The 26,571-nt window shown below is 40.0% G+C and carries 27 protein-coding genes, 2 pseudogenes and 1 riboswitch; of the genes and pseudogenes, 5 read left to right on the top strand and 24 right to left on the bottom strand.

Annotated features, from left to right (window positions below):
- Positions 1–39: 39 nt before the first annotated feature.
- The 4 genes from ACTQ1L_RS13890 to ACTQ1L_RS13905 all read right to left on the bottom strand — a co-directional run bounded on the left by ACTQ1L_RS13890 (position 40) and on the right by ACTQ1L_RS13905 (position 4,062).
- Positions 40–681: a hypothetical protein gene (locus ACTQ1L_RS13890; RefSeq protein WP_441367767.1), complete on the bottom strand. Its 642-nt coding sequence runs from the start codon at positions 679–681 to the stop codon at positions 40–42.
- 112 nt (positions 682–793) lie between these two features.
- The gene (locus ACTQ1L_RS13895; RefSeq protein ID WP_441367769.1) at positions 794–1,852 is read right to left on the bottom strand and encodes a hypothetical protein; all 1,059 of its coding nucleotides are present in this window, start codon (positions 1,850–1,852) and stop codon (positions 794–796) included.
- An 85-nt stretch (positions 1,853–1,937) separates the two neighbouring features.
- Positions 1,938–2,795, bottom strand: a complete 858-nt coding sequence (locus ACTQ1L_RS13900; RefSeq protein ID WP_330686247.1) for a phage head-tail adapter protein — start codon at positions 2,793–2,795, stop codon at positions 1,938–1,940.
- Positions 2,796–2,808: 13 nt separating this feature from the next.
- On the bottom strand, positions 2,809–4,062 hold the full coding sequence (locus ACTQ1L_RS13905) for an ATP-binding protein (RefSeq protein ID WP_441367771.1): 1,254 nt from the start codon (positions 4,060–4,062) through the stop codon (positions 2,809–2,811).
- Positions 4,063–4,266: 204 nt separating this feature from the next.
- On the opposite strand from ACTQ1L_RS13905, the pseudogene ACTQ1L_RS13910 reads away from it, so the two are divergent.
- Positions 4,267–4,392, top strand: a pseudogene (locus ACTQ1L_RS13910) (helix-turn-helix domain-containing protein); the annotation flags it as partial.
- Positions 4,393–4,827: 435 nt separating this feature from the next.
- On the opposite strand, the gene ACTQ1L_RS13915 reads toward ACTQ1L_RS13910, so the two are convergent.
- The 10 genes and pseudogenes from ACTQ1L_RS13915 to ACTQ1L_RS13960 all read right to left on the bottom strand — a co-directional run bounded on the left by ACTQ1L_RS13915 (position 4,828) and on the right by ACTQ1L_RS13960 (position 11,824).
- Positions 4,828–5,439 carry a GNAT family acetyltransferase gene (locus ACTQ1L_RS13915; RefSeq protein WP_279206685.1) on the bottom strand — a complete coding sequence of 204 codons (612 nt, stop codon included), beginning with the start codon at positions 5,437–5,439 and terminating at the stop codon, positions 4,828–4,830.
- A complete protein-coding gene (locus ACTQ1L_RS13920; protein WP_066548939.1) occupies positions 5,423–5,617 on the bottom strand; it encodes a hypothetical protein in 195 nt (64 codons plus the stop codon). Before ACTQ1L_RS13920 ends, ACTQ1L_RS13915 begins: the two co-directional genes overlap by 17 nt.
- A 124-nt stretch (positions 5,618–5,741) precedes the next feature.
- A pseudogene (locus ACTQ1L_RS13925) lies at positions 5,742–5,954 on the bottom strand (helicase); the annotation flags it as partial.
- Between the two features lie 37 nt (positions 5,955–5,991).
- Positions 5,992–6,387, bottom strand: a complete 396-nt coding sequence (locus tag ACTQ1L_RS13930) for a hypothetical protein (protein WP_441367773.1) — start codon at positions 6,385–6,387, stop codon at positions 5,992–5,994.
- Positions 6,365–6,541 carry a hypothetical protein gene (locus tag ACTQ1L_RS13935; RefSeq protein ID WP_441367775.1) on the bottom strand — a complete coding sequence of 59 codons (177 nt, stop codon included), beginning with the start codon at positions 6,539–6,541 and terminating at the stop codon, positions 6,365–6,367. The genes ACTQ1L_RS13930 and ACTQ1L_RS13935 overlap by 23 nt, the downstream gene beginning before the upstream one ends.
- On the bottom strand, positions 6,519–7,193 hold the full coding sequence (locus ACTQ1L_RS13940) for a 4Fe-4S binding protein (protein WP_441367777.1): 675 nt from the start codon (positions 7,191–7,193) through the stop codon (positions 6,519–6,521). Before ACTQ1L_RS13940 ends, ACTQ1L_RS13935 begins: the two co-directional genes overlap by 23 nt.
- A gap of 61 nt (positions 7,194–7,254) precedes the next feature.
- A complete protein-coding gene (locus ACTQ1L_RS13945; RefSeq protein ID WP_441367779.1) occupies positions 7,255–7,389 on the bottom strand; it encodes a hypothetical protein in 135 nt (44 codons plus the stop codon).
- Between the two features lie 10 nt (positions 7,390–7,399).
- Positions 7,400–7,900: a GNAT family N-acetyltransferase gene (locus tag ACTQ1L_RS13950; protein ID WP_441367781.1), complete on the bottom strand. Its 501-nt coding sequence runs from the start codon at positions 7,898–7,900 to the stop codon at positions 7,400–7,402.
- A 191-nt stretch (positions 7,901–8,091) separates the two neighbouring features.
- Positions 8,092–9,780 (bottom strand): methyl-accepting chemotaxis protein, encoded by a 1,689-nt coding sequence (locus ACTQ1L_RS13955; RefSeq protein ID WP_441367783.1) that lies wholly within the window; start codon positions 9,778–9,780, stop codon positions 8,092–8,094.
- 316 nt (positions 9,781–10,096) lie between these two features.
- Positions 10,097–11,824, bottom strand: coding sequence for an ABC transporter ATP-binding protein (locus tag ACTQ1L_RS13960; RefSeq protein ID WP_441367785.1), 1,728 nt, complete (start codon positions 11,822–11,824; stop codon positions 10,097–10,099).
- A gap of 238 nt (positions 11,825–12,062) precedes the next feature.
- On the opposite strand from ACTQ1L_RS13960, the gene ACTQ1L_RS13965 reads away from it, so the two are divergent.
- Positions 12,063–13,898 carry an AAA family ATPase gene (locus tag ACTQ1L_RS13965; protein WP_441367787.1) on the top strand — a complete coding sequence of 612 codons (1,836 nt, stop codon included), beginning with the start codon at positions 12,063–12,065 and terminating at the stop codon, positions 13,896–13,898.
- On the opposite strand, the gene ACTQ1L_RS13970 is transcribed toward ACTQ1L_RS13965, so the two are convergent.
- From ACTQ1L_RS13970 to minC, 9 genes are all read right to left on the bottom strand, one after another.
- Positions 13,880–14,443: a helix-turn-helix domain-containing protein gene (locus ACTQ1L_RS13970; protein ID WP_055166739.1), complete on the bottom strand. Its 564-nt coding sequence runs from the start codon at positions 14,441–14,443 to the stop codon at positions 13,880–13,882. The two genes, ACTQ1L_RS13965 and ACTQ1L_RS13970, sit on opposite strands and share 19 nt — an antisense overlap.
- Before the next feature lie 143 nt (positions 14,444–14,586).
- Positions 14,587–15,771 (bottom strand): iron-containing alcohol dehydrogenase, encoded by a 1,185-nt coding sequence (locus tag ACTQ1L_RS13975; RefSeq protein WP_441367790.1) that lies wholly within the window; start codon positions 15,769–15,771, stop codon positions 14,587–14,589.
- Between the two features lie 107 nt (positions 15,772–15,878).
- On the bottom strand, positions 15,879–17,402 hold the full coding sequence (locus ACTQ1L_RS13980; protein ID WP_441367792.1) for an APC family permease: 1,524 nt from the start codon (positions 17,400–17,402) through the stop codon (positions 15,879–15,881).
- On the bottom strand, positions 17,402–18,037 hold the full coding sequence (locus ACTQ1L_RS13985; protein ID WP_012741024.1) for a cytidylate kinase-like family protein: 636 nt from the start codon (positions 18,035–18,037) through the stop codon (positions 17,402–17,404). The genes ACTQ1L_RS13980 and ACTQ1L_RS13985 overlap by 1 nt, the downstream gene beginning before the upstream one ends.
- A gap of 160 nt (positions 18,038–18,197) precedes the next feature.
- Positions 18,198–19,412 carry an aspartate aminotransferase family protein gene (locus tag ACTQ1L_RS13990; RefSeq protein ID WP_015517600.1) on the bottom strand — a complete coding sequence of 405 codons (1,215 nt, stop codon included), beginning with the start codon at positions 19,410–19,412 and terminating at the stop codon, positions 18,198–18,200.
- 399 nt (positions 19,413–19,811) lie between these two features.
- Positions 19,812–20,384 carry a folate family ECF transporter S component gene (locus ACTQ1L_RS13995; RefSeq protein WP_117919134.1) on the bottom strand — a complete coding sequence of 191 codons (573 nt, stop codon included), beginning with the start codon at positions 20,382–20,384 and terminating at the stop codon, positions 19,812–19,814.
- A 63-nt stretch (positions 20,385–20,447) separates the two neighbouring features.
- A riboswitch (THF riboswitch) is annotated at positions 20,448–20,545 on the bottom strand.
- Positions 20,546–20,679: 134 nt separating this feature from the next.
- The gene (gene minE / locus ACTQ1L_RS14000) at positions 20,680–20,961 is read right to left on the bottom strand and encodes a cell division topological specificity factor MinE (protein ID WP_306774506.1); all 282 of its coding nucleotides are present in this window, start codon (positions 20,959–20,961) and stop codon (positions 20,680–20,682) included.
- A gap of 15 nt (positions 20,962–20,976) precedes the next feature.
- Positions 20,977–21,768 (bottom strand): septum site-determining protein MinD, encoded by a 792-nt coding sequence (gene minD, locus ACTQ1L_RS14005; RefSeq protein ID WP_321110821.1) that lies wholly within the window; start codon positions 21,766–21,768, stop codon positions 20,977–20,979.
- Positions 21,769–21,790: 22 nt separating this feature from the next.
- Complete coding sequence (gene minC, locus ACTQ1L_RS14010; protein WP_321110823.1) at positions 21,791–22,504, bottom strand: septum site-determining protein MinC; 714 nt, start codon at positions 22,502–22,504, stop codon at positions 21,791–21,793.
- A gap of 330 nt (positions 22,505–22,834) precedes the next feature.
- Between minC and ACTQ1L_RS14015 the strand changes: the two genes are divergently transcribed.
- The 3 genes from ACTQ1L_RS14015 (at position 22,835) to ACTQ1L_RS14025 (ending at position 25,093) form a co-directional block, all read left to right on the top strand.
- On the top strand, positions 22,835–23,518 hold the full coding sequence (locus tag ACTQ1L_RS14015) for a PspA/IM30 family protein (RefSeq protein ID WP_321110825.1): 684 nt from the start codon (positions 22,835–22,837) through the stop codon (positions 23,516–23,518).
- Positions 23,519–23,614: 96 nt separating this feature from the next.
- Positions 23,615–24,631: an SPFH domain-containing protein gene (locus ACTQ1L_RS14020; protein ID WP_441367797.1), complete on the top strand. Its 1,017-nt coding sequence runs from the start codon at positions 23,615–23,617 to the stop codon at positions 24,629–24,631.
- 42 nt (positions 24,632–24,673) lie between these two features.
- Positions 24,674–25,093, top strand: a complete 420-nt coding sequence (locus ACTQ1L_RS14025) for a hypothetical protein (RefSeq protein WP_321110828.1) — start codon at positions 24,674–24,676, stop codon at positions 25,091–25,093.
- A 184-nt stretch (positions 25,094–25,277) separates the two neighbouring features.
- On the opposite strand, the gene ACTQ1L_RS14030 is transcribed toward ACTQ1L_RS14025, so the two are convergent.
- Entirely contained in the window at positions 25,278–26,399 is a 1,122-nt protein-coding gene (locus ACTQ1L_RS14030; RefSeq protein ID WP_441367800.1) for a GGDEF domain-containing protein, read from the bottom strand.
- Positions 26,400–26,571: the final 172 nt, after the last annotated feature.

Genomic DNA, 26,571 nt, shown 5'->3' on the forward strand with positions numbered 1-26,571 from the left:
CGGCAGGGGTATGGGTATCCTGACGATGAGTATTTCTTTTTAAAACTCATTGATATGAGCAGAGTTGATTATGTGAGGAATCCTAAATCCCATAAGTTTTGTGATTGAGCCATATTTTTTAAGCGTTATCCCTACCTGTTCACTAAATAAATGAGATAATCGGCTTGCTGAAATACACAATTTTCCAGCATATTCCTCTATCGAATGCTCTTCACAACTACATTGTTCAAGCATCTTAAGGAAAACTAAAATTCTATCATCAAATTGTTTATTCAAATATGGAATATCAAAGCATTCGTACATTTCAGCTATAAACTTTCTATATGTTTCTGTATCAAATGTATCTTTCATATCCATTGCTATCTTCTTTAGTTCATTTGATTTACTATCATCCACAATACAATAGTCTTTGTCTTGCAATATACAATTCAATTTTATACCGATATCGGATACTGGTTCTATCACACATGTAAAATGAATTTTACTATTCGCTTTGAAAGAATGTCTGACATTCTTATTTACCAGAATACAAGAACACATAATCTTTTCTTTGCCTACTCTAATTTCTAACTCATCTTCCAAACATAGAAAAAACTGTATCATGCCATGACTATGTGCGGACGCATCCAAATGGTCTGTCAACATTGAAATCTTATCTATATCCCAATATATACGATTCATGCCACACATCCTTTCCACCTACATTTCAACAGAAAATTCAAATTCGTCTCTCAGTTAAACACGCCGGCTTACTGAAAGTTTGCGTTGTCTTAAAATGCTCTCCTCATATTGATTATCTTATATAATTAACTTCATTAAGTGGGATAGGTTCTGGGTTAGCTAACACCCATTGCACTATAATCTCTGTCAAGCGATATAATGTCTTTTTATCTGTAAATATCGCAATATCTTTTATAATATTGCCCGCTTCATCTATAAGTTCCATCTCCAATCCCTTATTTAAATTTAAAAATCCGTTTAATGCATGCATCATTTCTTTATAGTCATCATCCCAATTGATGCCACCATTATCAAGTATCTCATGGGTAATTCTTCCTACAATTCTAATCATCTCGCCTTGTATTGTGTTTGCTTTTCCGTTTCCTGGAACTAACATATTCCACAATTCATTGTACTGGTCCTGCCATTTTTCTCCTTTTACAGATATTTGAGACTTAGCATCATGCATTACTCTTCGTGCGACAGGTGTAACACCGAATAATTCATACAATTCCTCAAGTGCTCCACTAAGTTCATCCACAATATCTTTGCTTATGTTGTCTCTGAAAAACTCAAATCTTTCCCCAATTTTTTGAACATATCCGATTGTGTTATCTGTCACAATAGCTCCTGCATTTAATAGCATTCTTGAGATATCAAGTGCCTGAGGAATATAGACATTATCGCAATGTGCCAACGTTGAATCCAATAAGGTTTTTCCATCAATATCCCCCGAAACATCTATCGAAGCATTTTCTTCCAACAAATTTCTAACCGCTTCTGCGTTTAATGATGAACACGCTTTTGTTAGTGCGCTTCCTCTGTAAAAAACAGCAACATAATTGATATCTGCCCCATTTTTCAAAAGACATCTTAAGTTATCTTTATTAGCTGCCTGAAAAGCAACTGGAGGATAGCCAAATCCACAATCCCCATTTATCGCTAATCCATTATCAATCAAAAACTGAATATGCTCAGGAGTTAAATTACGATAGGAAAAAGCATTACATGTAGTCTTTCCTTTGCCCGTAGCCGTTATTTCACACTTATCAAACACACTTTTAAATGCTTCTATATCACCACTATCAATTATTTCTTGAAAATTTTCTACTAATTTCTTTTTTTTTGCCACAATATTTTCCTCCACATAAATCACCTAATACTATTCAGAAACTTCAAATCTTCTGTTGCTTTCAATCTCTCCACAAGACTGAAATTTACTTAATAGATAACTGCTTATCTCTTATCTTTAAACATGCCTCAATATGCATAATCCAATGTCTTGAAAACGGCATCTGTATCAATCCCTTTACATCTTTTCCACACCAGTAATCAATTAACCAATATGCGTTTTCATCACCACTCACTACATTTAGCATCTCCAACTGCTTTCTTTTTTCGTCAGTGATTTTCTCTTTAATATCACTATATTCAAGAGCTTTTAAAACTTGTGTCGTAGATGTATCAACATCAATTATGTAATTATATAATTCTTCAATAGACAATTTTTTTGAAAACTCACTTATTTCTTCTTTTACAAGTTCGTTTGCAGTTGTAATAATCGGAGAATTTATGCGTCTTTGATAATCTCCTTTAAATAATACTTGTTCATCATCAGAAATAAGTGTATGTGCAACAATATCTTCAATGCGAAAAATATGCCAAAGAGAATAGGCAATCGTTTTACTATGATACCCTTTTGCATTCATATATGGCATTGCACTAAAATCATCAAATGATAATTCCGTCTTAAACTGTAGAATTTGTTTCATAAGTTCTTCACGGAGTGTAAGCAATGTATCTATACCTGTTGAAAAGGTATCTTTTTTCTTAATCTGTAATTGCATAGTCTTATTCATTTCTGACCATTCTTTATTCATAAAAACCTCCATGAACTTCAAATTCGTCTCTCGGTTAAAAACACCACCTACTACTGTTACATTCGCACCAAGCCATACATTCTCTTCTAAAGTAATCGGTGCGCTTGTAAGTACGCGACTTCTTTGAGATGGATGAATAGCGTGTCCAGAACATGCCAAACCATGAAAATGGATATCCACTAATCTATAAACCATTTCATTTTTCGGACTAAAACTCCAAACTATCCGCATTGAGCAAAAAATACTTCATACCCATAATCACAAATCCTTCCTCATTTCTCCAAGGCTTTTTTGTTCCATTCACTATAACAATCTTCTTAAATGAATCCGGAATATTGCGAAGTGAATTAAGTTCCTGTGTCTGCTTTTCCTCAGAAGTCATATCATAAGCTACCTGAATATAATATCTCTGACTGACCTGATTCACTACAAAATCAACCTCTAACTGCTTATGAACCCTCTTTCCTTCACTATTCTTTGCAAATACATCCACAATACCGACATCAACATTGTAACCACGCACAAGCAGCTCATTATAAACAATGTTCTCCATAATATGAGTCGGCTCCTGATGTCTGAAGTTCAGTCTGGCATTTCTAAGTCCAACATCCGAAAAATAGTATTTCAGGTTTGCCCCTACATATTTTCTCCCCTTAATATCATATCGATCCGCTTTAGAAATCAAAAATGCCTCTGCCAAATAATCAATATGGTTGGATATAGTTTTATTGCTGTAATTGATACCTCTCTCTCTTTTAAAAGTATTTGATATTTTAGTTGGATTGGTAGGGGCTCCTATGGCAGAAGCAAGAATATCCACCAAAGTTCCAATCTCATCAACATTTTGAATCCTGTTTCGCTCTACCACATCCTTGATATAAACATTGGCAAATATATTTTTTAGATACTCAGCCTTTTGGCGTTCCACAGAAAATTGTGCCACCTGTGGTAAACCACCATATATCATATATTCCTCCCAAGCATCATCATAATCTCCATCGAAAGCTGCATAGAACTCTGCGAAGGACAACGGATAAATTCTGATTTCATCTCCTCTGCCTCTAAATTCAGTTACAATATCACTAGATAAAAATTTAGAATTACTGCCGGTTACATACACATCAATGTTGCTAATACGAAGCAAACTGTTCAGCACTTCCTCAAATCGTGGCATAAACTGTACTTCATCCAAGAGCAGATAATACTTCCGGTCATCTTCCATTGCATCTTTAATATGCTGATAACACTTCTTTGGATCTCTCAGTTCCTCATTTTCAATGCCATCTAAAGCAATCTCAATGATGTGGTCATTATCCACGCCACTCTCCAATAAGTATTTCTTAAACAATACAAATAACAGGAACGATTTGCCACATCTCCTGATTCCCGTAATAATCTTTATCATGCCATTATCTTTTCTTATCTTTAACTGTTCAAGGTATGAATCTCTCTTAATCTCCATAATATCACTCCTTGTTTTTGTGTATTGCACGGATTTTGGTAATGCTATTTTACCACTAAATTATTTTTACTTCAATATACATTACTATTTTTATGCATTTGCACTTTTTTATGTAATAAAACATACAAAAATAGTGATATGGAAATTCTGATGGTTCACGTATCAGAATTATCGCTATATTACTATGTCAGATAGCAGGTTGATGATATGGATAAAAATATGATTAACCGAATTGAAACAAATCGAAGATATGTAACCGATATTGAAATAAGGGCTCTTGCCCATATATTTGATGTCACATGTGATTATCAGATTGAAGGGAAAGAATGACAAAAAAGGATACCCACCATCACTATAAACGAGTGAGTATCCTTCTTTTATCTCTTTTATCACTTAACACAAATAATACATTATATCTCCAAATTTCACACACCCGGTTCTAGTAGAAAGTTATCCGACACATAATAAACACATTGCAACAAAAAATATTCCAATATAAAAGAAATAATAATATACAATGCAATTTCAATTAAACTCGTATTTGCATTAACAACTGTAATGTTTCCTCCAGCTTGTCTGTGATTTCCTGTACTTTTTGTTTTTCTGTTCTTTCGTCTACCATAATTTTTCTCCTTTTCAAACGCAAAAATACCTCCCTGTAAATTCACAAGACGGTATCTCAAAATAAAAAAGGTGTATGGACTTGATTTCTCTTTTTCCATACACCTTTCCGGTTACTATTAAATTGTTACCAAAAAATTGATATTAAAGTAATCGCAATAACTGAATAAGTTCATGTGGCTCTGCTACATCTGATATTGTCTGTCTTGTATCAAAACGCTTAAAACCATAGTTTTCATAAAAAGAAAGCAGTTTTTCCTTGTTATCTGCTTCCACAAATGCCACCATACCTCCAGCCTGATATTGCAAAATCTGTGTCTGTCTGATAGCAGCTTCTAATAACTCCTGCCCTGTTATTCTTCCCTTTACCTTGTCATTAAAATTCTTTCCAAGCTGGGCAATCAGATAAGCAGCTAAGTTATAAGTCTGCTCATTTTTATCTATCTCACTAAACCTTGCAAGTTTTCTCTTAACTGTATTGCTGAAAGGCTCAGCCTTTACAACAAGTGGCTTGATTGTAATAGAAAAATAACCCAATAACTCTGCATCTTCCAATGATAATACCAGATATGTAACTGCCTGATGTTTCTTTGCAAATTCGATTGCCTGTTGCTTTAGGAAACGCTCAACATCCGGATTCAATGGACATGAAAACTCGGAAAGGAGCTGTACTAATTTGTCCTCTCCGAGCCTTTTGTCTTCACTAGCTAAATACTCACGAATGTTCAGCACAATAAAATTATTTGCTGGCTGCATCCGTTTTCTTCCTTTTCTCCATGAATTTTATGATATCATCTGCTCCCTGTAAGTAGGTAACATTGATTGGTACACGAGGTGTTCTGTCGTTGGCAGATGCTTCAATCGCATCGGCAAACATCTCCACCTGTTTCTGACCGGATATGATAAAATTCTTAGTGATACTTGAAGTTGCCATAAAAACACCTCCTTTATTAGTGTGGCTTATCTTCTCTTATTCATACTTCCTCAACTATATTTTATGATGTTATCCCGGCTTTTGCAACAAAATTTTTGTGAATTTTATGTAATATGCTTTTCAGTTATATAGTCACCTCTTTTTCACTCTTTGGAGCTTCCGGCTCATCATCCATATCTATCCCGTCATTCCCCTTTTCATCCATGTTAAGCAGGGCATTTAATGCTGACAGGCGCTCTAATTTCTCCGCAAGCTCCGCTTCCTGTGCAAAAGGCTTGGTTACTTCCACCTTTGCGGTTTCAAGCTGATGCTCCACAGTTTCAAGTTTTGTCTGTGCTCCCATTTTATATAAGAAACGTGGAAATGCAAGCATTCTATCCACGCTCCTCTTTCAACATCACTTTCGCTTCCCTGCACCATTCCAAATAGGCTTGATATGTCTTGACTCCAAACTCTGCTGTGAGCAGATAATATTTGTGGGTATCATCTTCCGAAATGCCTTTCTTAAGCACCTCTGTTGCTCCTATGAGAAATGGCAGTTCTTTTGAAATCTTTTCCTCAAAAGCTTCTAGATGCGCCAGTGTCTGCTCCGCTCCAGCCTCATGACCAAAGAATAATTTCAGCAATGTTTCATAGCGCAGTTCGTCCTTTTCCACCGGGTTGGCAAGCCAACCTTTTAAATAGTTTCTACCATCTTCCGTAATGGAATAGATAATTTTATTTCGATTATTTTCTGCTCCATCACGTTTACTTGCCAGTCCGCGCTTCACCAAGTCCCCCAGTGCGGGATATATGCTGCCATAACTCGCCCCCCCAAAAATACTTTAAAGCTGTATCCATCCGTTTTTTAATTTCATACCCCGTCAAATCTTCGTGGCTTAACAAACCTAAAATGACGCAATCACTTTTCTTTTCTATTGCCATTCTTTTTTCCTCTTTCCATCATTCCATAAGACAAAACTTTCTTTGGACAACCATCTATACAAGCACCACACTGAATGCATTCCGCATTCTTTATCTGCCCATCTTTTATCAGCTCTGATACTTTAATTCCCATAGGGCATTCTCTATTACACTTTCCGCAGGAAACACAAGCATCCGGCTGTTTTACCTTAATATGTAAGCCCGGCAAATGGAGAACCCGTCTTATTTTGGTTCCCAGCACCATAAATGGTGCCATCCAGCAAAAATAGTGACAAAATATTCTTTTCCCAAAAAGGACTGCCGGAATCAGTACCAAGAAAATAACACCATAATATATCACATAATTATAGATATTACTGATTGAAATCCCATGATCCGTCATATAAAAGAAATCAACCGTTATTTCTTTTTTCCTAAAAATAAAGCACAGAATAACTGCTATAATCCAAATTGTCCAAATCGCATATTTGATGTAATTCTTCCATCCCTGCTTAGGATTCTTGGCATTAACGGCAAATAAACATTCCTGCATACCACCCATGGGACACAGCCATGCACAGAACAGTCTACCGCAAAAGATTGAACCAAGTAACATACAAGTAAATACAACAAAACTTCCGGTTATTATCCCCTCCATAGCACCCTGATACATTTGTCAAGCTGGGTGTTGTAATAAATATCAAAAAAAGAACCACAATTGCTGTGGTTCAAAATTATGAATAGAACAGAAACTTCAAATTTTCTGTTGCCATATCAAAATTGCCTGCCCCACTTTCGTTGATTTCATTGAATTTAAGGCACTCCCTATAGTTTTTTTCTATAACGTTATCTGATACTTTATTTTCCATATTATCACATTCATCCCTTTAGTACCATCTCATGCCACTCTTCTCCACCCCAGGTAGAGTCAGCAATCCCCAGATCCTGCAATCCAAACTTCTTATACATCTCCACCTTCTGCTCTAAGCATGTCAGAAACAACTTCTTTCGCCCGTTTGCCTTTTCTCGCTGGCTGTAGCGATGCACGAGCTCTCTGGCGAGGCCTTGTCCACGATACTCCGGAAGCACGTCAAGGCCAAGAAGCATCACATTCTTACCGTTTTCATCGCATAAATCGATGTCCGTGAAGAACTCATCCCTGAACTTTTCCTCGTCTGTTGCCACACCATTTAAAAAGCCTGCCAGCTTACCGGTTGATTTGTCAACTGCCACGAGAAATAGCTGTGGTACCTTTGCAATTCTCTCTGTCATCGCCTTTGGAGAACATGCTTCATTTGGCGGGAAGCATATCTGCTCAATTGCTATTGCCTGTTCTACCTCTTCTGGGTGTATACTTCTAAATTCAAAATTGTCTGTCATTTTTTATACCTCATTCTTCTGTTTATCAAATGTTAAGATTTTTGTATAAGTATATAACCAAAATCAGCCACAAAAGCATTTTACTGCTTTTACGACTGATTTATGTTGAAACCTGACAAAAACCTCCTTTTTGCTTTAATGATAAACTTAAAGCGCAAAGGAGGTCAATGTTCATTTATGAATACTTACAATTAATTATGAAAGAACGATAACGCTTCCTTCAAGCCATCAGACTCCTCATTCATGTGTCCTGCCATTTCAGAAACTCCGTGCATCATCGCATTGAGCTCCTCGATATTGGCATTCATCTCTTCGGTTGCTGCGGCATTTGCTGCGCTGACATCTGTCAGGCTGTTGCTGCTCTTAGTGATATCATCATTCAGCTGAACCATTGCAGTGACAAGCTCTTCGATTTCATCAGCTTTTTCTGCTGTCTTTTGAATCTGCTTATCAAGTTCGCTGAATTCATCGAGCACTGCCTTAATCTCGTCCTTCTGCTTGGCATTGTCCTCGACGATGATGCTTGATGCCTGTACACAATACCTGCACTCTTCAACCAGTGATGAGATTATCTGCTTGATATTCTCAAGCTCCGTATTGGTATTGTCTGAGAGCACTCGAATCTCCTGTGCCACCACTGCGAAGCCTTTTCCTGCATCGCCTGCTCTGGCTGCTTCTATAGATGCATTGAGTGACAATAGATTGGTTTCTCCTGATATTTCCTCAATAACAGAAACAATATTGCTCACTTTGTCAACTGTCTTGTTTACGGTTTCTATACGTTTTGAAATTGCTGAAATACCATCATCCATCTTTCGGCTGCTATCCTGCATGGATTTAATCTTGTCATTCATGATTTTACTGCTATCCTGCACGGCTACCATCTGGTTTTTGATTTCATCAACAGAGGCATTAATGTCCTTTGTTTCATTGCTCATCTCCAGAAGATTTTCATTAATCCTGGAAATAGATGCAGCCATGCCTGTAGAGCCCTCTGCAACATCCTCGACTGCCTTTGATATCTCATTGTTTGCGGCAAGTGTCTGACTGCTTGTGTCATTGAGCTCATAGCTGTTTGATGACATCGTATCACTGGAATTTCTTATCTTTCCGACTATACTTCCAATCGATTGTGTGAGCTCCTTCATCTTTTCTATAATCAGGCCTATCTCATCATTTGACTCCTTGACCACACTGAAATCTGCCTCAATATTACCATTGGCAATATCCTCAATTATTGTACTGACCTTTACAAGCGGTCTCATAAGCCTGCGTCCCATTATGAATGAGATAATAATTGCAATAAGCACAACAATAGCACTGATTCCAACGGCAACTCCTGTTACAGTAGTGATTCCTGCAAGTGCCTCAGACTCATCTGCTGTAATCACAAGTATATTTTCATTGTTCAAAATCGTATATGCCGAATACTTTGTTGTTCCATTGAAAACATATTCTACAACAGTCGTGCCCGGTTTTTTGCCATCCTGAAGCTGTTGTACAACGCCTTTAATTACAGCATTCTCAACAGGCTGTCCAACCTTTTCCTTTGTAGGATGATAAAGCATTGTGCCATCCTTTTGAACCACATACATGTATGCGCTGTCCATGCCTTCAAGCTTTACATCTGAAAGATTATAGGCATAACCATCATAATCCAGATCATCAACACCTGAATTACTAATCTCATTTTCCATGATTTTTGACGTTGTATTAGCAACATCTACCATGGTATGCTTGACACTGTTTGTAATTTGTTTTTTGGAGCTTTCAAGAATAAATACCATACAAATTACATTTGAAACTATAACAGCTAAAATCACCATTACTATGATTTTGGTTGCAAATGTACCTCTTTTTTTAGTTTTACACTGTTCCATATGACCATCTCTCCTATTGCTACTCCTTTAGCTTAAAATTATAAGACCATATTACCATTTTTGGTGAAATTATACAATAGTTTATCAACAAACAAAAAATTTTTCTACATTTTGCATTTGATTAATTTGTCGCGCAAATAGGGTTAATGTTCAATCATAAACAGTTATACTACCTAATCCACATTCTTTAGTGCCATGTCCTTAAGCTCAAATGCATGATACTCTTTTACATATGCTGCGCAGAGATGTACCGGCAAATCCCTTCTCTGTAAATTTCGCCTTTGCACAGCGTATAAGCTGCTAAATTATCAATTATCTACCTGCTCATATCATAATAGCGCGCATATATTCCGTCCCGTGCCAAAAGTTCCTCATGTGTGCCTCTCTCAGCAATGCCACAGTCAGCTACCACGAGAATTTCGTCCGCATTTCTGATTGTCGAAAGCCTGTGGGCGATGGTGATAGTCGTTCTGTCCTTTGCCAGCTCCTCAAGGCTTTTCTGGATAAAGCGCTCGCTCTCATTGTCAAGGGCACTGGTTGCCTCATCAAGTATTAGCACAGGCGGATTTTTAAGGAACACCCTCGCAATGGAAATCCTCTGCTTCTGACCTCCGGACAATCGGGTGCCTCTCTCTCCGACAAACGTATCGTATTTATCCGGCAGTTCCATGATAAAATCGTGTATATTCGCCTTTTTGGCCGCATCTACAATCTCATCCATCGTCGCATCCGGTTTTCCGTAGGCGATATTGTCCTTTATACTTCCGCCAAACAGATAAACATCCTGCGAAACCAGCCCAATCTGCGAGCGCAGGCTCTCAAGCGTGAGCTTTCTCACATCATTTCCATCTATTGTGACCCTGCCCTCCGTCACGTCATAAAACCGAGGAAGCAGTGAGCATATTGTAGTCTTTCCACTTCCTGACGGTCCAACAAGCGCAATTGATTTTCCTGCCGGTATCTCAAAGGATACATGCGAAAGCACCGGTGTATCATCATCGCTATAGTGAAACGAAACATCCTCGTAACAGACATTTCCCTTTACATTTTTAAGCGGTTTTGCATCAGCAGCATCAACTATCTCCGGCTCAGTTTCCACCACCTCTAAGAATCTTCTGAAGCCCGAAAGTCCCTTCTGCATCATCTCAGTCAGCTCTACAAGTATCTGGATAGGACTGATAAAGATGCCTATATACAGCGCATACATAGCAAGGTCGGATGCCTCCATCTTTCCATGCGCTATCAGAAAACCACCAAATACCAGCGTAACAAGATACATCATCCCCTGGAAAAATGCATTTCCGCTCATAAAGCTTCCCATACATCTGTAATTTGCATCCTTTGAAATCAGGAAATTTTCATTACTTCTGTTAAATTTTTCCTGCTCGATACGCTCATTGGCAAATGACTGCACCACCCTTATGCCCGCCAGAGTATCCTGAAGACTTGAATTAATATCACCGATTTTTCGCCTGTTATCCATAAAGGTTTCCTGCATTTTCTTATTCTGGCCATATGAAAATACAAGCATAAGCACCACAAGAATAAGCATAGGAACCGCAAGCATACGGTTTATCATAAACAGAAAAATGAACGAACCGATTATCTTTATAAGCGATATAAAAAGATTCTCCGGTCCGTGATGCGCAAGCTCCGATATATCAAACAAATCGGATACGAGCTTGCTCATCATCTGTCCGGAATTATTCTGATCATAATACGAAAAAGAAAGCTTTTCATATTGGTCGAAAAGCTCCTTTCTCATGTCTCGCTCCATCCTCGCTCCCATCATGTGCCCCGCATATGTCACATAATACCTGCACGCAGTCTGTATGATATATGCCACCAAAAGGCCTATTGTAATAGGAATCAGCGCAGAAATAATTTTTCCCGGTGCTCCTGCAAAAAGGGTTTTGGTCAGCGTGCGAAGCAGCTGCGGAAACGCCAGATCTATGGCACTGATTATTGTTGCGCAAAGCAGGTCTATGAAAAAGACTGCTTTGTAGGGTTTGTAGTATTTGATGAATTTCTTTAATGTTTGCATGGTATTCTCCTGGGATGTTCTTTTTAAAACAATCTGTTTCTCAACGTACATAATTATATATAGGTAAACCTATATATGCAATAGGATAACCAATGAAAACACCGGATAACACCTGATAAATAACATAGCATTTCGTTTGCAGGCGAAATCTATGCGAAATCACAGTTGTTTTATTTCGCATAACGACATATAATATAATCAAAGTATTGCTATTCAGATTATTATACGGAGGTGTCATATGGAATATTTATCTTGCTCAGATGCATCAAAAGCAATGGGATTTTCTGTACGAAGAATCCAGCAGATGTGCAAAAACGGCGAATTAACCGGTGCAATAAAGGAAGGACGTAAATGGTTAATCCCTGACGAAACCATACACATGAATCATTTCGCGAAAAATAAATCTCTGCCAATAGGTGTATCTGATTTTAAGCTTGCAACCACCGGCTACTATTATGTAGATAAAACTCTGATGATACGTGATTTTCTGGATAAAAAACCTATGGTATCTCTTTTCACACGCCCAAGGCGTTTTGGAAAAACTCTTAATATGGATATGATGCGCGTATTTTTTGAAAAAACAAACGAGGATACATCTGTTTATTTCAAAGATAAACAGATATGGCAATGCGGCGATTACTACACTAAACACCAAGGACAGTATCCTGTCATTTTTTTGACCTTCAAAGATATTAAAAGCATGACCTGGGAAGAAACCTTTCAGAAAATCCGCAGGCTTATATCTCTAGAATTTATACGACATAACGAGCTTGAGACAAGTTCTGTTTTAACCTCTTACGAAAAGGAACAATATCATCTTCTTGCCGGAGACACCGGTGATGAAGTAGATTGTCAGATGGGCTTGCAGCTTTTATCATTACTGCTTCATAAGCATTATGGAAGGGAATGTATCATTATTATTGATGAATATGACACCCCCATCCAGCAGGGACATACCTGCAATTTCAATCCTGAAATTGTAAATTTCATGCGCAATTTTTTCTCAGGAGGACTCAAGGACAATCCACACCTTGCCTTTGGCTTTCTTACAGGAATACTGCGTGTAGCAAAGGAAAGCATTTTCAGCGGCATGAACAATCTGAAAACCTATTCTATTCTCGATGATGGCTACAGCTCTTATTTTGGTTTTACTGAAAAAGAGGTAAAAGACATGCTGCGATACTATGGAAAAGATGATAAATATAATGAGCTCAGCGAATGGTACGATGGATATCGTTTTGGCAATACAGAAATCTTTAATCCATGGTCTGTAATCAATTATATCTCTGACAACTGTTTTCCGAAAGCATTCTGGCAATCCACCGGCAGCAATGAGATAATCGGAGAAATTATCCAGACAGCTACGCCTGAAATTACCAAAGACCTTTATAAGCTGCTCTGTGGTGAAAAAATCGCAACCTATATTGATACCGGTGTTATCTATCCCGAAGTTCAGAATAATCCATATAGTATATACAGCTTTCTTCTTGTGGCCGGATATCTAAAGATTGCCAATATTTACCCGCAAAGCGATGGCAACTTCATGTGTGATGTTGCGATTCCGAACAAAGAAATTACTTTTGTTTACGAAAAAGAGGTGCTAAACCGCACCAACCAGAATAGCCTTGCCATATCTATCAGTCAGGCTATCTTTTCCAAGGACACGCAAAAGCTCCAGGCTCTGCTGGAGGATTTTATGGTAAAAAGCATTTCTTCTATTGATGGAGCTAATGAAGGCTTCTATCACGGAATGATGCTTGGTCTTTGTGCCATACTTGGAAACCGCTACAAGATACGCTCAAACCGCGAATCAGGCCTTGGTCGATTTGATATTCAGCTTATGCCTTTAACAAAGGGAATGCCCGGATTTATCTTTGAATTTAAACACACTAAAGATGAACATACCGATTTATCTGCATTAGCCGACAGCGCCCTGCAACAGATAGAAGCAAAGAAATACGACACAGAGCTGCGCGATAATGGTGTGAATTCAATTATCAGAATCGGTATTGCTTTTAGAGGGAAAAGTGCTGTGGTGAGGAGAGGGGAAAAATCTCACCGAATATTAGTATAATCCAAAAAGAAGCACATGCAGCTTGCCACCCTCTCGCCATCATTACGATACAAATGAGGCTGATCGGTCTCAAACTTATACACCTGTCCCCTATGGATTTCCTGCACATGGTCGTGACACTCAACTGTCAGCACACCGTCTGTGACTGTAAGATATTCGCGTGTTTTCTCGCCGTGCCCACCGCTTGTATACACGCCGCCCGGCTCCACGTCGATACGGTATACCTCGACCTCCCTTGAGTCCTCGTATGGGAAGCAGGTCCATACCCTGTACTGTCCCAAAAGCTCCTTTGTCGGAACCAGATCATCCGGAGATATGAGCGCATAGTCCACTCTCGGCGGATCTATAAGTCTTTGAAACTCAATTCGCAGACCGCTTGTGATTTTACCAAGCACTCCGATAGATGGATTTGCTGTGCCCTTTTCTATCTGAGCAAGCATGCTTTTACTCACACCGGTCTGTTCCGCTACCTGGTCTAAGCTCATGCCCTTTGACTGACGTATTCTTTTTAAATTTTCAGATACATTGTGTGACAGATAATCCATACTCATATCTCCGTTTGCTTTTAATTCTCTAACTATACTGTTTATAATCATGTAAGGTAACTATTCGGAATAGTTACCTTACATGTTGTATTTCATGATTAAAGGTTCAAAATACCTTTTGACCCTCATATCATTTTAAAAGTTTACAGTGCCCTGCGATACAGCATCTCGATATCGCACTGGCGTGAAGCCCTTGGATTGACAGCAATGTTGCCGCTCTTCATGGCATCGATAGCCATCGGCTCTATCTTGCTTTCTATCTCTTCCTTTGTGACTGTTCCGGTTTTGCTGGCATTGTTGATTGCGATGGTCAGATTCTCAGGGATTCCTATGTCTGCGCAAAGCTCCCTGATTGCATCTACAAGCATCATAGGCTCAAATTCGTCCGCATACGCTGGAATCGGGCTTATATCATTGTAGATGGTCAGATATTTTCCATGGTCTGCAAGTGCATTGTACTCTGCGATTACAGGAAGCAGCACTGCATTTGCCACTCCGTGAGGCACATCGAAAAATGCGCTGACCGGATGGCTCATCGCATGCACATTTCCAAGCCTTGCAAATGAGAATGCTATTCCTGCAAAAAGTGAGCCTGTCATCATAGCTTCAGCAGCCTCGATATCGTTTCTGTTTGCTACAAATCTGCGGATATTTTTTCCGATAAGTGCCATCGCTTTTTCTGCCAGTGCATCAGAAAATGGCGATGCTGCTGTGGATACATATGCCTCCTCTGCATGGATAAATGCATCAATTCCGCAGGCTGCCGCAACACTTGCCGGTGCTGTTGTGATTAGCTCTGCATCGAGAATTGCATATTTTGGCAATATCTCGTAGCTGAATACTGTGAGCTTATAGTTTCTGCTATGATCTGTGATTACAGAGAATGCTGTCACCTCTGAGCCGGTTCCTGCGGTGGTTGGTATCGCAATGAGCGGTACGATTGGTCCCGGCACCTTGTGTGCTCCCTCATAGTCTGTGACGCTTCCGCCATATTTGGCAACCACACCCACTGCTTTTGCCACATCCATCGGTGAGCCGCCTCCGAATGCCACGATAAAGTCTGCGCCCGACTCCAGGTATTTTGCTGTGGCTTTCTCCACTGTTGTGACAGATGGATTTGCCTCTATATCTGTAAAAGTGTCTGCTTTTATGTCAACCGATGCCAGATAATCTGCTGCCTTTTTTACAAGTCCCATCTTCTCAAGATGAGGTCCTGAAATGATGAGTGCATGCTTACCTCCAAGCTTTTTGGCTATTTCCGGTAGCTTTGAGAGACTGCCCTTTCCCACTGTGATGTCCTGTGGCACCGAGAAATTAAATGTTTCCATATATAATCTGTCCTTTCCGAATTTTTGTATCTCATTTCATGTATATAATTTTATGTCTTAAGGTATTTTCGCCTATTCTTACATCTCATTTTTCATTTTGTAATGTACTAGCTTGCTTTCTTTGCAAGTACCCTGTCAATTGCAGCATCGATAACCTTATCCAGCTCAACCTCATCTGCCTCCGGCATAAGTGTCGCAGCATCCTCATCTGAAATGAGCTCAACAAGTGTACCAAATGACTCCTTGTATTTCTTTTTACAGAAGATGAAGAATACCACGCCGAGCGCACACCATGCAAGCACGATGCCCCACTCCTGGGCGATAAGTGTTCCGCCGCTTCCCGGTATACAGTACATGGCAACCATGAAGCCTGACATGATAACTGCCATTGTTCCAAAGAACTTATATGCAGGAACCTTGTATGGTCTTGGCATATCAGGCTCTTTCTTACGTAAAATTATAAATGAAAGAGCAACCATGCAGTATGCCACGCAGCAGCCAAAGTTGCCGGCATCACTAATCCATACAAGCATTTTTCTGCCTGCAAAAGGTGCAAGCATTGTGAGTACTCCAATGAGAATCAGTGAGTTGATTGGTGTCTTATGCTTTGGATGAAGCTTTGCAAAAAACTTCGGAATCATATATGACTCTGCCATTGAGTACATGGCACGCGAGCCACCAAGCAAAAACGAGTTCCATGAGGTTACGATACCGCACATTCCGCCGACTATTATAACCTTTGCCATTATCTTTGTATTGAATGCGGCAGCCATTGCATCTGCTGTGACAAGTCCTGTTGCCTGCTCTGAATCAACAATTGTCTGTGGGCTCATGACAAGACCTACCGCAACAATGACAAGTGCATAGAACACAACTGCCAGAACTACTGATAAGATAAGTATTGAGCCGATTTTCTTTGCCGGAACATTGATCTCCTCAGCCGCCTGAGGTATTACGTCAAATCCGATAAAGTAAAATGGTGAAAGTGCTGCCACTCCGATAATTGCCTTTACGTTCAGACCTGCAGAGCTGCCTGCAAACATCTGTCCGTCCAGGTTATCAACTGTTCCATTGATTACCGATGCAATTATCAACAAAATTCCGGCGCCACCAATAATACATGTGAGCACAGTCTGCAAAATCGCTGCTGTCTTTGCGCCGATAATGTTTATCATCATAATTAAAAATGCCACAACTATCGCCACAATAAGCCATGAAGCATAGATATCAAAGCCTGCTACCGTATACAGATAGCCCTTCAAAAAGCCCGGCCACAGATATGTGATGATTGTTGGGAAAGCGCACGCCTCAAAGCATGCCACACTGACATATCCAAGGATAATCATCCACGTACATATGAATGAACCTGTCGAACCCATTGCCTTGTAGCTGAATACATGCTCGCCACCGCACTGAGGCATGGCTGCTGTCAGCTCCGCGTATGTCATTCCCACGAAAAATATCATGATACCGCCGATTACGAAGCCGATTGCGGCACCGAGCACTCCGCCCTTTTCAATCCAGCCTCCGGTTGAGACAACCCAGCCCCAGCCAATCATGGCTCCAAATGCAATTACAAGTACGTCCCAGGCATTCAGGACTTTGTTAAATTCTGATTTTTTCTGTTCCATTACTTGTCACCTCCAGCTTCTGTCTTACTTTCATTCTCTACCACTTTTCTTGCCAGAGACTCAATAAGCTCCGCTGTGCCATCCACTCCTAACAGGCTGCTGTCTATAAGCATATCCCTGTTGTGTCTGTCCCCTCGGTTGCTTCCTGTCAGCGCCATATGACGCTTATGATAACGCTTATCCTTTTCAGTGATAAAAAGCTTTGCATCATCCTCCGACAAATTGTGGCTCTTCATTACATTTTCAATCCTCACTTCATCCGGTGAATAGATGAAAATACGTAAAATCGGTTTATGTTCCTTTAATATATAGTCTGCTGAACGACCGATAATCACACACGACTCACGGTCTGATAATTTTCTGATTATGGTTTTCTGGACGTGAATTGCACGCTCTGTGAGATCTGCATATTTGGAGAAAGAGCCTCTAACATCACCCTCTGCACCTTTTCCGGCGATGGTGATACCTTCCTCAACCTTTTCCATGATATCCTTCGGAATACCGACCTCTTTTATAATTTCATCTACAGTATCCCTGTCATAAAATTTGATTCCCAGGTCTTTAGCAACCTTTTTGCCAATCTGGTTTCCTTTAGCGCCATATTCGCATCCTATTGTAATAACAAGATGTGCCATTTCGTTCCCCTCGCTTTTCTTATATACATCTTTATAATATGTTGATATTGTTCAAAAGAAGGGCGCACGAAGCTAATCGTGACGCCCTTGTCCTTTTATCCGGCTCGTAAAATCTGCCGCAATATATTCTGTTGCCTGCTTCAAATATGCTTCAAGCATTCTATGAAAGTGACTCAACAGTCTCCTTGATGATATCAAATGCCTTGTCGCACTCTTCCTCACTTACGATAAGCGGTGGAACCATACGGATGATATGGCTTCCGATTGCTGTGATGAGCATATGGCGGTCGAAGCAGCCATGCTTTACATCAACACCTGAGATTGTATCGTCAAACTCAACACCAACTAAGAGACCCTGATGTCTTACCTCTTTTACGTGTGGAAGTTTCTCAAGCTTAGCTGCGAAATAATCACCAACCTTCTTTGCATTTCCGGCAAGATCTCTGTCAAGCAGCTCGTTTACTTCTGCAAGTGCTGCTGCACAGCATACAGGATGTCCACCAAAGGTTGTACCGTGTGAACCGGCTGAGAATGCTTTTGAAACCTCCTCTGTAGCACAGATAGCACCGATTGGCATTCCACCGCCAAGACCCTTTGCCATAGAAACAATATCAGGTTTGATACCATAGTTCATGTAGCTCATTACAGCTCCGGTTCTGCACCATCCTGTCTGAACCTCATCGATAAGGAGGAGCATGCCCTTCTCATCACAGAACTCGCGAAGTCCCTTCATGAATTCAGGTGTTGCAGGATGAACACCGCCCTCGCCCTGTACAGGCTCAATCATGATAGCAATTGTATTCTCTGTACAAGCATCCTTGAATGCCTTTAAGTCATTGTAAGGAGCATATGAGAAGCCGTATGTCATAGGACCAAAGCCCACCTGGCATCCGTTTCCCGGCTGTCCTGTTGCTGACATAGCACCGAAGGTTCTGCCGTGGAAGCCATCCTTTGCAGTTACGATGTGATATCTGTTTGGACCATATTTCTCGATACCATATTTACGAGCCATCTTAATCATAGCCTCATTTGCCTCAGTTCCTGAGTTCTGGTAGAAAATCTTGTCCATTCCGATAGTCTTGCAAACCTTCTCAGCAAGCAGAGCCTGTGGAATGGTGTATGGATAGTTGAATGTATGCATGATGTCATCCACCTGATCCTTGACTGCTGCAACAACCTTAGGGTTTCTGCTGCCGGCATTGTTTACGGCGATTCCTGCGTAAAAGTCAAGGTATGGTGTGCCATTCTCATCATACAGATACATGCCCTCAGCAGTCTCAGCGATGAAATCGAAACGCTCATATGTCTCAATCATATACTTCTTTACTTTGTCTTTGATGTCCTGTGCTGTTAATCCTGTGTCTTTTAATTTCATAATATATTGCCTCCTAAAATTAATGTCTTTGTACTTTTGTCAGTAAATTGTTTTAATAAATTTGATAAATAAAAAAGAGCAAAGTGCTTCACCGGTTAGCGTCTTTGCTCTTAAATATTCATAATTAATATGTAGTTGTTTGTTCGTTTTCTTTTGTGTATTATTTTGAACAAGTAAACAATATCACGTTCAATATATTGTGTCAACAATTTTCATTAAAAATGTGAAATACCTCACAATTGTCAGTTTAAAGGTGTTTATCCTTAAAATTATTAACACAAATTGTCATTCAATGCTTAAAATATTATTTTAATGTAATGTTTTGTGCATTATATTGTCTGTACATTATTCTGTTGCTATGTTCCTTTTTCATCATCTACATGCATTATAAAGAACATGCTATGCATTCTTTACAAGCTCCGGTTTACGGAAGGTACGGAACAATCCAATCTGCTCCAGTGCCTTTGCAATGCCGAAAAAGACAATTGAATCTATCGGCCACATAATAAGGTTCTTCAGTGCACGCATTGGAAGGATTGCCATAAGTGCCTGTCCATACAGTACCTGCAGACACAGAGTATTGAGAATGACATTGCAGATGAGCATTACTACAAACTTCGCAGCAAGCACTCTCCATATGGTAAGCTTTTTCTTATAAAAGAAACATCCATATAAAACACCTGCAAGCATTACAACAAGTGTAAGCTGTGGACAAAATGGTCCTGTAGGCTTCATCAGATACTTGATGATGTCAAGCGCTCCGTGGAAAACAGCTCCGGCAACCGGTCCAAACAGATAATCAACAATACCATTTGGAATACCGGAAAAACCGATACGGATAAACTGTCCATATTCGATGGAGAAATATCCAAGGATAACGGCAACTGCAGCAAGCATTGCCATAGTTGTGATGGTTCTGACCGATTTAAGCTCTCGGGCAGAATCGGTGAACAAAGTAACGAATTTTTTCATTAAAAAATTACCTCCTTTGCAGACCTCACCGAACTACAACAGGAGATAATTAATATCTTCGGATGCAGCGGGATGCGACTCATGTACCGCAAGATTTTCTTTTCGTCCGGGTGACAACTCCCTGTTCATCCGGCACTTAACGCACATGTGTCTACTCTGCTAAAATTTATTTATTTGTAACGTATTAAAGTATATCACACTCTAATATCAAATCAAGTCTTTTTTATTCAATATAATAATTAAAGGGCCAAAACACCTTTTGACCCTCATATCATATCCTATTATTTTATTTACTCTATCTTGGATCCGGACGATGCTTCATATCACGGATAGGAATATTGGCAACAAGTGCCGGAACCATTCCGTTGTTAGAATCAGACTCTGTCTCTGTGATTTTCACGTCAAGAGCTTCCGCGTCAATATCCATATAGCGGGAAATAACCTCAATGATATCCTTTTTCATCATTTCCATCATCTCCGATGAGCAGTTGGCACGGTCGGAAACCAGTACCAGCTTCAAGCGGTCCTTAGCGACGTTGCCCGAAGATTTCTTTTTAAATAAATCCATTATACCCATGGTTTATATCCCCCTTTAATTTTTCTTAAACATATCCTTCAACTTTTCAAATACACCATGCTTCTGGTTTAAATCAAGTAAAGGAATCTCCTCGCCCATGATACGGTGGCAGATATTCATATATGCCTTTCCTGCAAGGCTGTCTGAGCCAACTAACGGCTCACCACGGTTTGTAGAAATAACAATCTGCTCATCATCCGGTACTGCGCCGATTAAATTGACTGCAAGGATCTCTGTTACATCATCCACATTCATCATATCGCCGCGCTTAACCATATCGACACGCAGACGGTTGACAATCAGGTCAATGCGCTTCATCTCATTTGCCTCGAGAAGGCCAACGATACGGTCAGCGTCACGGATTGCTGATACCTCAGGTGTAGTGACAACGAGTGCACGGTCAGCTCCTGCAACGGCATTCCTGAAGCCCTGCTCGATACCTGCCGGGCAGTCAAGCAGAATATAGTCAAACTCCTCACGAAGCTCATTGATAAGCTCAACCATCTGCTCAGGTGTAACAGCATCCTTGTCCCTTGTCTGGGCTGATGGAAGCAGACACAGATTAGGATATTTCTTATCCTTGATAAGAGCCTGACGGATACGGCATTTGCCCTCAACAACGTCTACAAGATTGTATACAATACGATTCTCAAGTCCCATAACAACATCCAGGTTACGCAGTCCGATGTCTGTATCAATCATAACAACCTTTTTATTTAACTGTGCAAGACCTGTACCGATATTTGCTGTGGTTGTGGTCTTGCCCACACCACCCTTTCCTGATGTGATAACGATTACTTCGCTCATGAACTTTTTTCCTCCTACGTTCCTAAATGCTATTTAAAATATTTTTAGTAATTGGTTCGATGTAAATATTTCCGTCCCTTGCAATGGCAATCTGCGCCTGCTCCTGTGACGGCTTTTCCTTACGCTTCAAACGATGCTTCACCTGCGGCTTATCAGGACTCTTTGCAATCAGATCACCAATCTGAATCTGAATTGGCTGCATATCGAGTGCGAAAACAAAACAGCTTCTGTCCCCGGTGCATCCGGCATGTACATTTCCCTTTAACGCACCAAGAATGACGATATTTCCCTGGGAAATAATCTTAGCGCCCGGATTGACATCCCCGATAATAGTAACAGAAGATTCACTGGAAATCACCTGTCCTGACCTGAGGGTTCCTCGGTAAAACTGCTCCGGTGATGTGCCTGCAATGGCATCCTCATACTGCTTCTGTACTGCCTCATTAAATGCCTCAATCTGCTCCTTCATGACAGCTTCCTGTCTGGTGCCGTTTTCAACCACGCATAAAATCTCTATTGTGGTATTTTCCTCGATTGCCGCAATAATCTGCTGCTCCTCTACATCTGAAAGCTGCCTTCCTTCAAATGAAATGGCAAGCCTTGCATTTTTAAAAAAATTGCCGGATGCCTTAAACTTTTCAATAATTGCCTCCAACAGCTCATCGAACGCTGCCTCCGGACTTAGAATAAGATTAATTCCATATTTATTACTCTTTATCGTAACCGACTGTGACATGAGTACCTCCAATTTCATTTAATATGAAATTCATTACTCCTAATTATACATTTTTATGGCGCGTTACGCAACCTCTCAAATACTAATTTGTCAGCAATTTAACAGCTAATTTGACATAATTACCAAATTATCGGCTGTTATTTTGCCATTTCTACAGTTGTGCATCCATTCGAAAACAATTATACTATGTTCATATTAAACAAGACGGCTGACACACATTTCTTATTGTTATTAATCATATAGACAAAGCATAGCATAATGTTTATAATGAAAATAAGTGTGGGAATGCCCCCAATATTACAACATTATATTTCATGGAGGATAATAAATATGGGAATTATGGAAAGATTTAAGGACATCATGGCAGCAAACATCAACGCTTTATTAGACAAAGCTGAGGATCCTGAGAAAATGATTGACCAGTACATGAGGAATCTTCAGAGCGACCTCGGTAAGGTAAAGGCTGAGACAGCATCCGTTATCGCAGAGGAAAGCAGAGCTAAGAGAGCACTTGATGAGTGCAATGCAAACATCACAAAGATGCAGACTTACGCTGAAAAAGCTGTTGCCGCAGGCAATGATACCGATGCAAGACAGTTTCTGGCACAGAAAAAGATATACACAGACCAGCTTACATCTCTGGAGGGTACATATCAGGTTGCTTCTGAGAATGCTGCAAAGATGCGCAACATGCACGACAAGCTCGTATCTGACATTGACCAGTTAAATGCAAAGAAGGCTTCAATAAAAGCAAAAATGGCCGCTGCAAAAACTCAGCAGCGCATGAACAAAATCGGTTCCTCTGCTGCAGGTGTTGCCAACGACATGTCAGCATTTGACAGAATGGAGGACAAAGCCAATCAGATGTTAGACGAGGCAAATGCAATGTCTGAGCTGAACAAGACAGCCGCTGAGTCTTCAATTGATGCACTCACAAGTAAATACGACAGTCCTGCTAATGACAGCTCCCTTGACGATGAGCTTGCTGCATTGAAGGCACAGATGGGTAAATAAAATTATAAATTATGCACTGTTGAAAAGGGAATCTGAAACATGATTCCCCTTTTCTTGTCAACACAGATGTTATTAATAATCAGGAGGATTCAATTTATGGGATTATTTAGTAAGCAGTTCGCAAATGTTATTGAATGGTCAGAATATCGCGACGATGTAATCTTTTGGAAATGGACCAACAACGAAATCAAGAAAGACAGCCGCCTTATTGTCCATCAAGGACAGGACGCAATTTTCTTATACAACGGCAGAATTGAGGGAATATTCACAGATGAGGGAAGCTACGAAATAGAATCCCAGATTATTCCGTTCCTTTCAACTTTAAAGGGCTTCAAATTCGGTTTCAACAGTGGACTAAGAGCCGAAGTTCTCTTCGTCAACACCAAGATTTTCAACATCAAATGGGGCACCAAAAATGCAATATCTCTTCCGGCACCCGGACTTCCGGGCGGTATGCCAATCAGGGCATTCGGAACCTTTGATGTCAAGGTAAATGATTACCTGCAGCTTATTGACGCTCTTGCCGGAGTGAAGCAGATTTACACAATAGACGATATCCGCGATTATGTTATCTCCATACTTGATCCGCTTCTGATGAAATGGATCAGCCGCGAGGGCAAGGATATGTTCAATCTGCAGATGAATTCCCAGGAAATCAGCCAGGGAATCAAAACTGACCTCGATATGGCTCTTATAAAAATAGGCCTTACCGTGCTCGACTTCAAGTGTTCTAATTTCTCATATCCACAGGAGGTTCAGGAAATGCAGAAGAAGGCCGCTTCCCAGTCCATGGTCGGCGATATGAACCGCTATCAGCAATTTGCAGTCACAGATGCCGTCTCAAAGAGTGGCCACGGCGGAAATGCTGCTGTTGACATGGCCAGCATGCAGATGGGCATGATGATGGGACAGCAGATGGTAAACAACATGGCTGCTATGAACCAGAACGCTGTGAACCAGAACACAACATACCAGAACGCCTCAAATCAGAACACCTCAAATCAGGGCAGCACGTCAGGTGTGGCCGGTAACGTTCCAAAGTTCTGTCCGAACTGCGGTACTCCGACAAACGGCGGTAAGTTCTGCACAGAATGTGGCCAGAAGCTGGTTTAATGCTTGAATTAAAATTGTTTACAATGAAAGGGTAATATTCAAATGAAAGAAGCTAAAAACGAATTACTTGAATTTCTCGGTGGAGTTGCAATGCTTGCCGTCGGATTGTACTGGTTCTCACTAAATGTGCGCGTATCAAGTACATTCTTCTCCGGTGGTCTTATGATAGGCTCTATCACCATCCATAACGGATTAATTATAGTTCCATTCATCATCGCAGTGATTCTCGTATTTATCAAACCGGAGTCCTTTGGGCGCAAGCTGTTTTTAGGAATCAGCGTGCTTTTAATCATCGCCTCCATAATTTATACTACCAATTTTCATCTGGTAGCTATGTCTCTTTTTGAGTGGGTCGGTATTCTGATACTCATATTTGGTGGACTGGCGCTCGTGTGCAAGATTCTGTTCAAGCCGGTTGATAAGGATAAGAATAAGAAGGAAAGCGATAAAACTACACTATAAATAAATGATATGGGGCTGTGAAATATGTCCCTAAAAGAAATAGGACCATTCGTTCATGCGAAAGGTCCTATTTTTAAGGATTTTTATGGGGGTAGGGGAAGTGCGCTTTCTTTGCGCATGATTTCAGTCATTTATCCCCTTTTCATATTGTTACCATATTCTTTATCGGTCAAAATCATATACCTCATTCAGGTATAGATGGTGCTGCTCCATGATATCTGCGTTTTTCTTCATACATTTTATCATCCATATTTCTCAGAAATACTTCTACATTATCATCTATGCCAAATTCCGCATATCCCATAGAAACACTCAGCTCAAATGGCTCTGCCTTTGAGTCATTAAACCTTGAAATGTTTTTATTAATCTCGTTTATTGTAGCCAGTACACATGCTTTATCTGCATCTGTCAGCAATACAATAAACTCATCCCCCGCATACCGGATTGCAATTCCCGCATCAGGTATTGATTTAAAAAGTATATTTCCCATTGTGCTGATAGCCTTGTCACCCATACTATGTCCAAAGCTGTCATTGATGTGCTTGAAATCATTTACATCCATCATAATTCCATACAAAGAGTTTGCGTCTGTATTTTTTCTTTTTGCTAGCACAGCCTTAAGATACCTGCGATTGTACAATCCCGAAAGCTCGTCCATATATATATTTTCCGCATACGACTGCATCTGTGTAAATATCAATGTAACAGCAGTAAGAAGCCATGATGATGTAACACCATAAAACACAAGCTGTATGAGTACTCCGGCAAAACAAATACAAACAAAATAAAACACCGGAAAATAGCTCAGATTAACTCCCTGCTTTCGCGAATGATACACCATATACAGGCTGTAAGCCAAATATATTATAAGTGTAATATAGCCTGCCAGTGCACCTCCTGTCCTCTGATATACATTATCCGCTGATACCTTAAACATAATCCCCGGTCTGATTAGATTGCCTAACACCATAACAACCTCTATCATCCACGGAATCATCATAACTGCCATTTTTTCAGATATCTTCTTATAATTCCGATAAATACGAAGGTTCACATATAAACACCAGAGCAGCCCCATACTGACCGTACCAATAAAACACAGGCTGTTAAAAATATAATTGAGCTGTCTGCATCCAATAAAGCTCTTTCCATCTACAAGGAAACTTATTGTCTCAGCCACAGCTCCCAATATATTCACTTTTGCAATTCCATCATATACTTTATCTTCCGTATGAAGACTCTCTCTGTTCTTTCGCCTGCATGACAAAAGATAACACATCATCAGAACTGTCAATCCATTTGCCATTAGAATTTCTTCTATAACTATTATTGTAATCAACCTCCAAACATCTGTGAAATTCAATCAGCTTACTGTTTTATGCTTTTTGCCATATATTCCGCAGTATTTTAAGCCTAATCTCTGCAATTGTCAAGGATTGCATACTTTTTCGATTGAGTATGACAACAAATGCCGAGAA

Source organism: Agathobacter sp. LCP21S3_B2 (assembly GCF_052118705.1).
GTDB lineage: Bacteria > Bacillota > Clostridia > Lachnospirales > Lachnospiraceae > Roseburia.

Coding starts and splice junctions, on each gene's coding strand:
- minD (WP_321110821.1), bottom strand. CDS start 21,768: ATGAGCGAAGTAATCGTTATCACATCAGGAAAGGGTGGTGTGGGCAAG.
- ACTQ1L_RS13935 (WP_441367775.1), bottom strand. CDS start 6,541: ATGGCAATAGAAAAGAAAAGTGATTGCGTCATTTTAGGTTTGTTAAGC.
- ACTQ1L_RS13915 (WP_279206685.1), bottom strand. CDS start 5,439: ATGCAGCCAGCAAATAATTTTATTGTGCTGAACATTCGTGAGTATTTA.
- ACTQ1L_RS13940 (WP_441367777.1), bottom strand. CDS start 7,193: ATGTATCAGGGTGCTATGGAGGGGATAATAACCGGAAGTTTTGTTGTA.
- minC (WP_321110823.1), bottom strand. CDS start 22,504: ATGTCACAGTCGGTTACGATAAAGAGTAATAAATATGGAATTAATCTT.
- ACTQ1L_RS13985 (WP_012741024.1), bottom strand. CDS start 18,037: ATGGCACATCTTGTTATTACAATAGGATGCGAATATGGCGCTAAAGGA.
- ACTQ1L_RS13905 (WP_441367771.1), bottom strand. CDS start 4,062: ATGGAGATTAAGAGAGATTCATACCTTGAACAGTTAAAGATAAGAAAA.
- ACTQ1L_RS13955 (WP_441367783.1), bottom strand. CDS start 9,780: ATGGAACAGTGTAAAACTAAAAAAAGAGGTACATTTGCAACCAAAATC.
- ACTQ1L_RS14020 (WP_441367797.1), top strand. CDS start 23,615: ATGGGATTATTTAGTAAGCAGTTCGCAAATGTTATTGAATGGTCAGAA.
- ACTQ1L_RS13920 (WP_066548939.1), bottom strand. CDS start 5,617: ATGGCAACTTCAAGTATCACTAAGAATTTTATCATATCCGGTCAGAAA.
- ACTQ1L_RS13900 (WP_330686247.1), bottom strand. CDS start 2,795: ATGGTTTATAGATTAGTGGATATCCATTTTCATGGTTTGGCATGTTCT.
- ACTQ1L_RS13965 (WP_441367787.1), top strand. CDS start 12,063: ATGGAATATTTATCTTGCTCAGATGCATCAAAAGCAATGGGATTTTCT.
- ACTQ1L_RS13950 (WP_441367781.1), bottom strand. CDS start 7,900: ATGACAGACAATTTTGAATTTAGAAGTATACACCCAGAAGAGGTAGAA.
- ACTQ1L_RS13990 (WP_015517600.1), bottom strand. CDS start 19,412: ATGAAATTAAAAGACACAGGATTAACAGCACAGGACATCAAAGACAAA.
- ACTQ1L_RS14015 (WP_321110825.1), top strand. CDS start 22,835: ATGGGAATTATGGAAAGATTTAAGGACATCATGGCAGCAAACATCAAC.
- ACTQ1L_RS13975 (WP_441367790.1), bottom strand. CDS start 15,771: ATGGAAACATTTAATTTCTCGGTGCCACAGGACATCACAGTGGGAAAG.
- ACTQ1L_RS13995 (WP_117919134.1), bottom strand. CDS start 20,384: ATGAAAAAATTCGTTACTTTGTTCACCGATTCTGCCCGAGAGCTTAAA.
- ACTQ1L_RS13890 (WP_441367767.1), bottom strand. CDS start 681: ATGAATCGTATATATTGGGATATAGATAAGATTTCAATGTTGACAGAC.
- ACTQ1L_RS13960 (WP_441367785.1), bottom strand. CDS start 11,824: ATGCAAACATTAAAGAAATTCATCAAATACTACAAACCCTACAAAGCA.
- ACTQ1L_RS14030 (WP_441367800.1), bottom strand. CDS start 26,399: ATGGCAAATGGATTGACAGTTCTGATGATGTGTTATCTTTTGTCATGC.
- ACTQ1L_RS13970 (WP_055166739.1), bottom strand. CDS start 14,443: ATGGATTATCTGTCACACAATGTATCTGAAAATTTAAAAAGAATACGT.
- ACTQ1L_RS13945 (WP_441367779.1), bottom strand. CDS start 7,389: ATGGAAAATAAAGTATCAGATAACGTTATAGAAAAAAACTATAGGGAG.
- minE (WP_306774506.1), bottom strand. CDS start 20,961: ATGGGTATAATGGATTTATTTAAAAAGAAATCTTCGGGCAACGTCGCT.
- ACTQ1L_RS14025 (WP_321110828.1), top strand. CDS start 24,674: ATGAAAGAAGCTAAAAACGAATTACTTGAATTTCTCGGTGGAGTTGCA.
- ACTQ1L_RS13980 (WP_441367792.1), bottom strand. CDS start 17,402: ATGGAACAGAAAAAATCAGAATTTAACAAAGTCCTGAATGCCTGGGAC.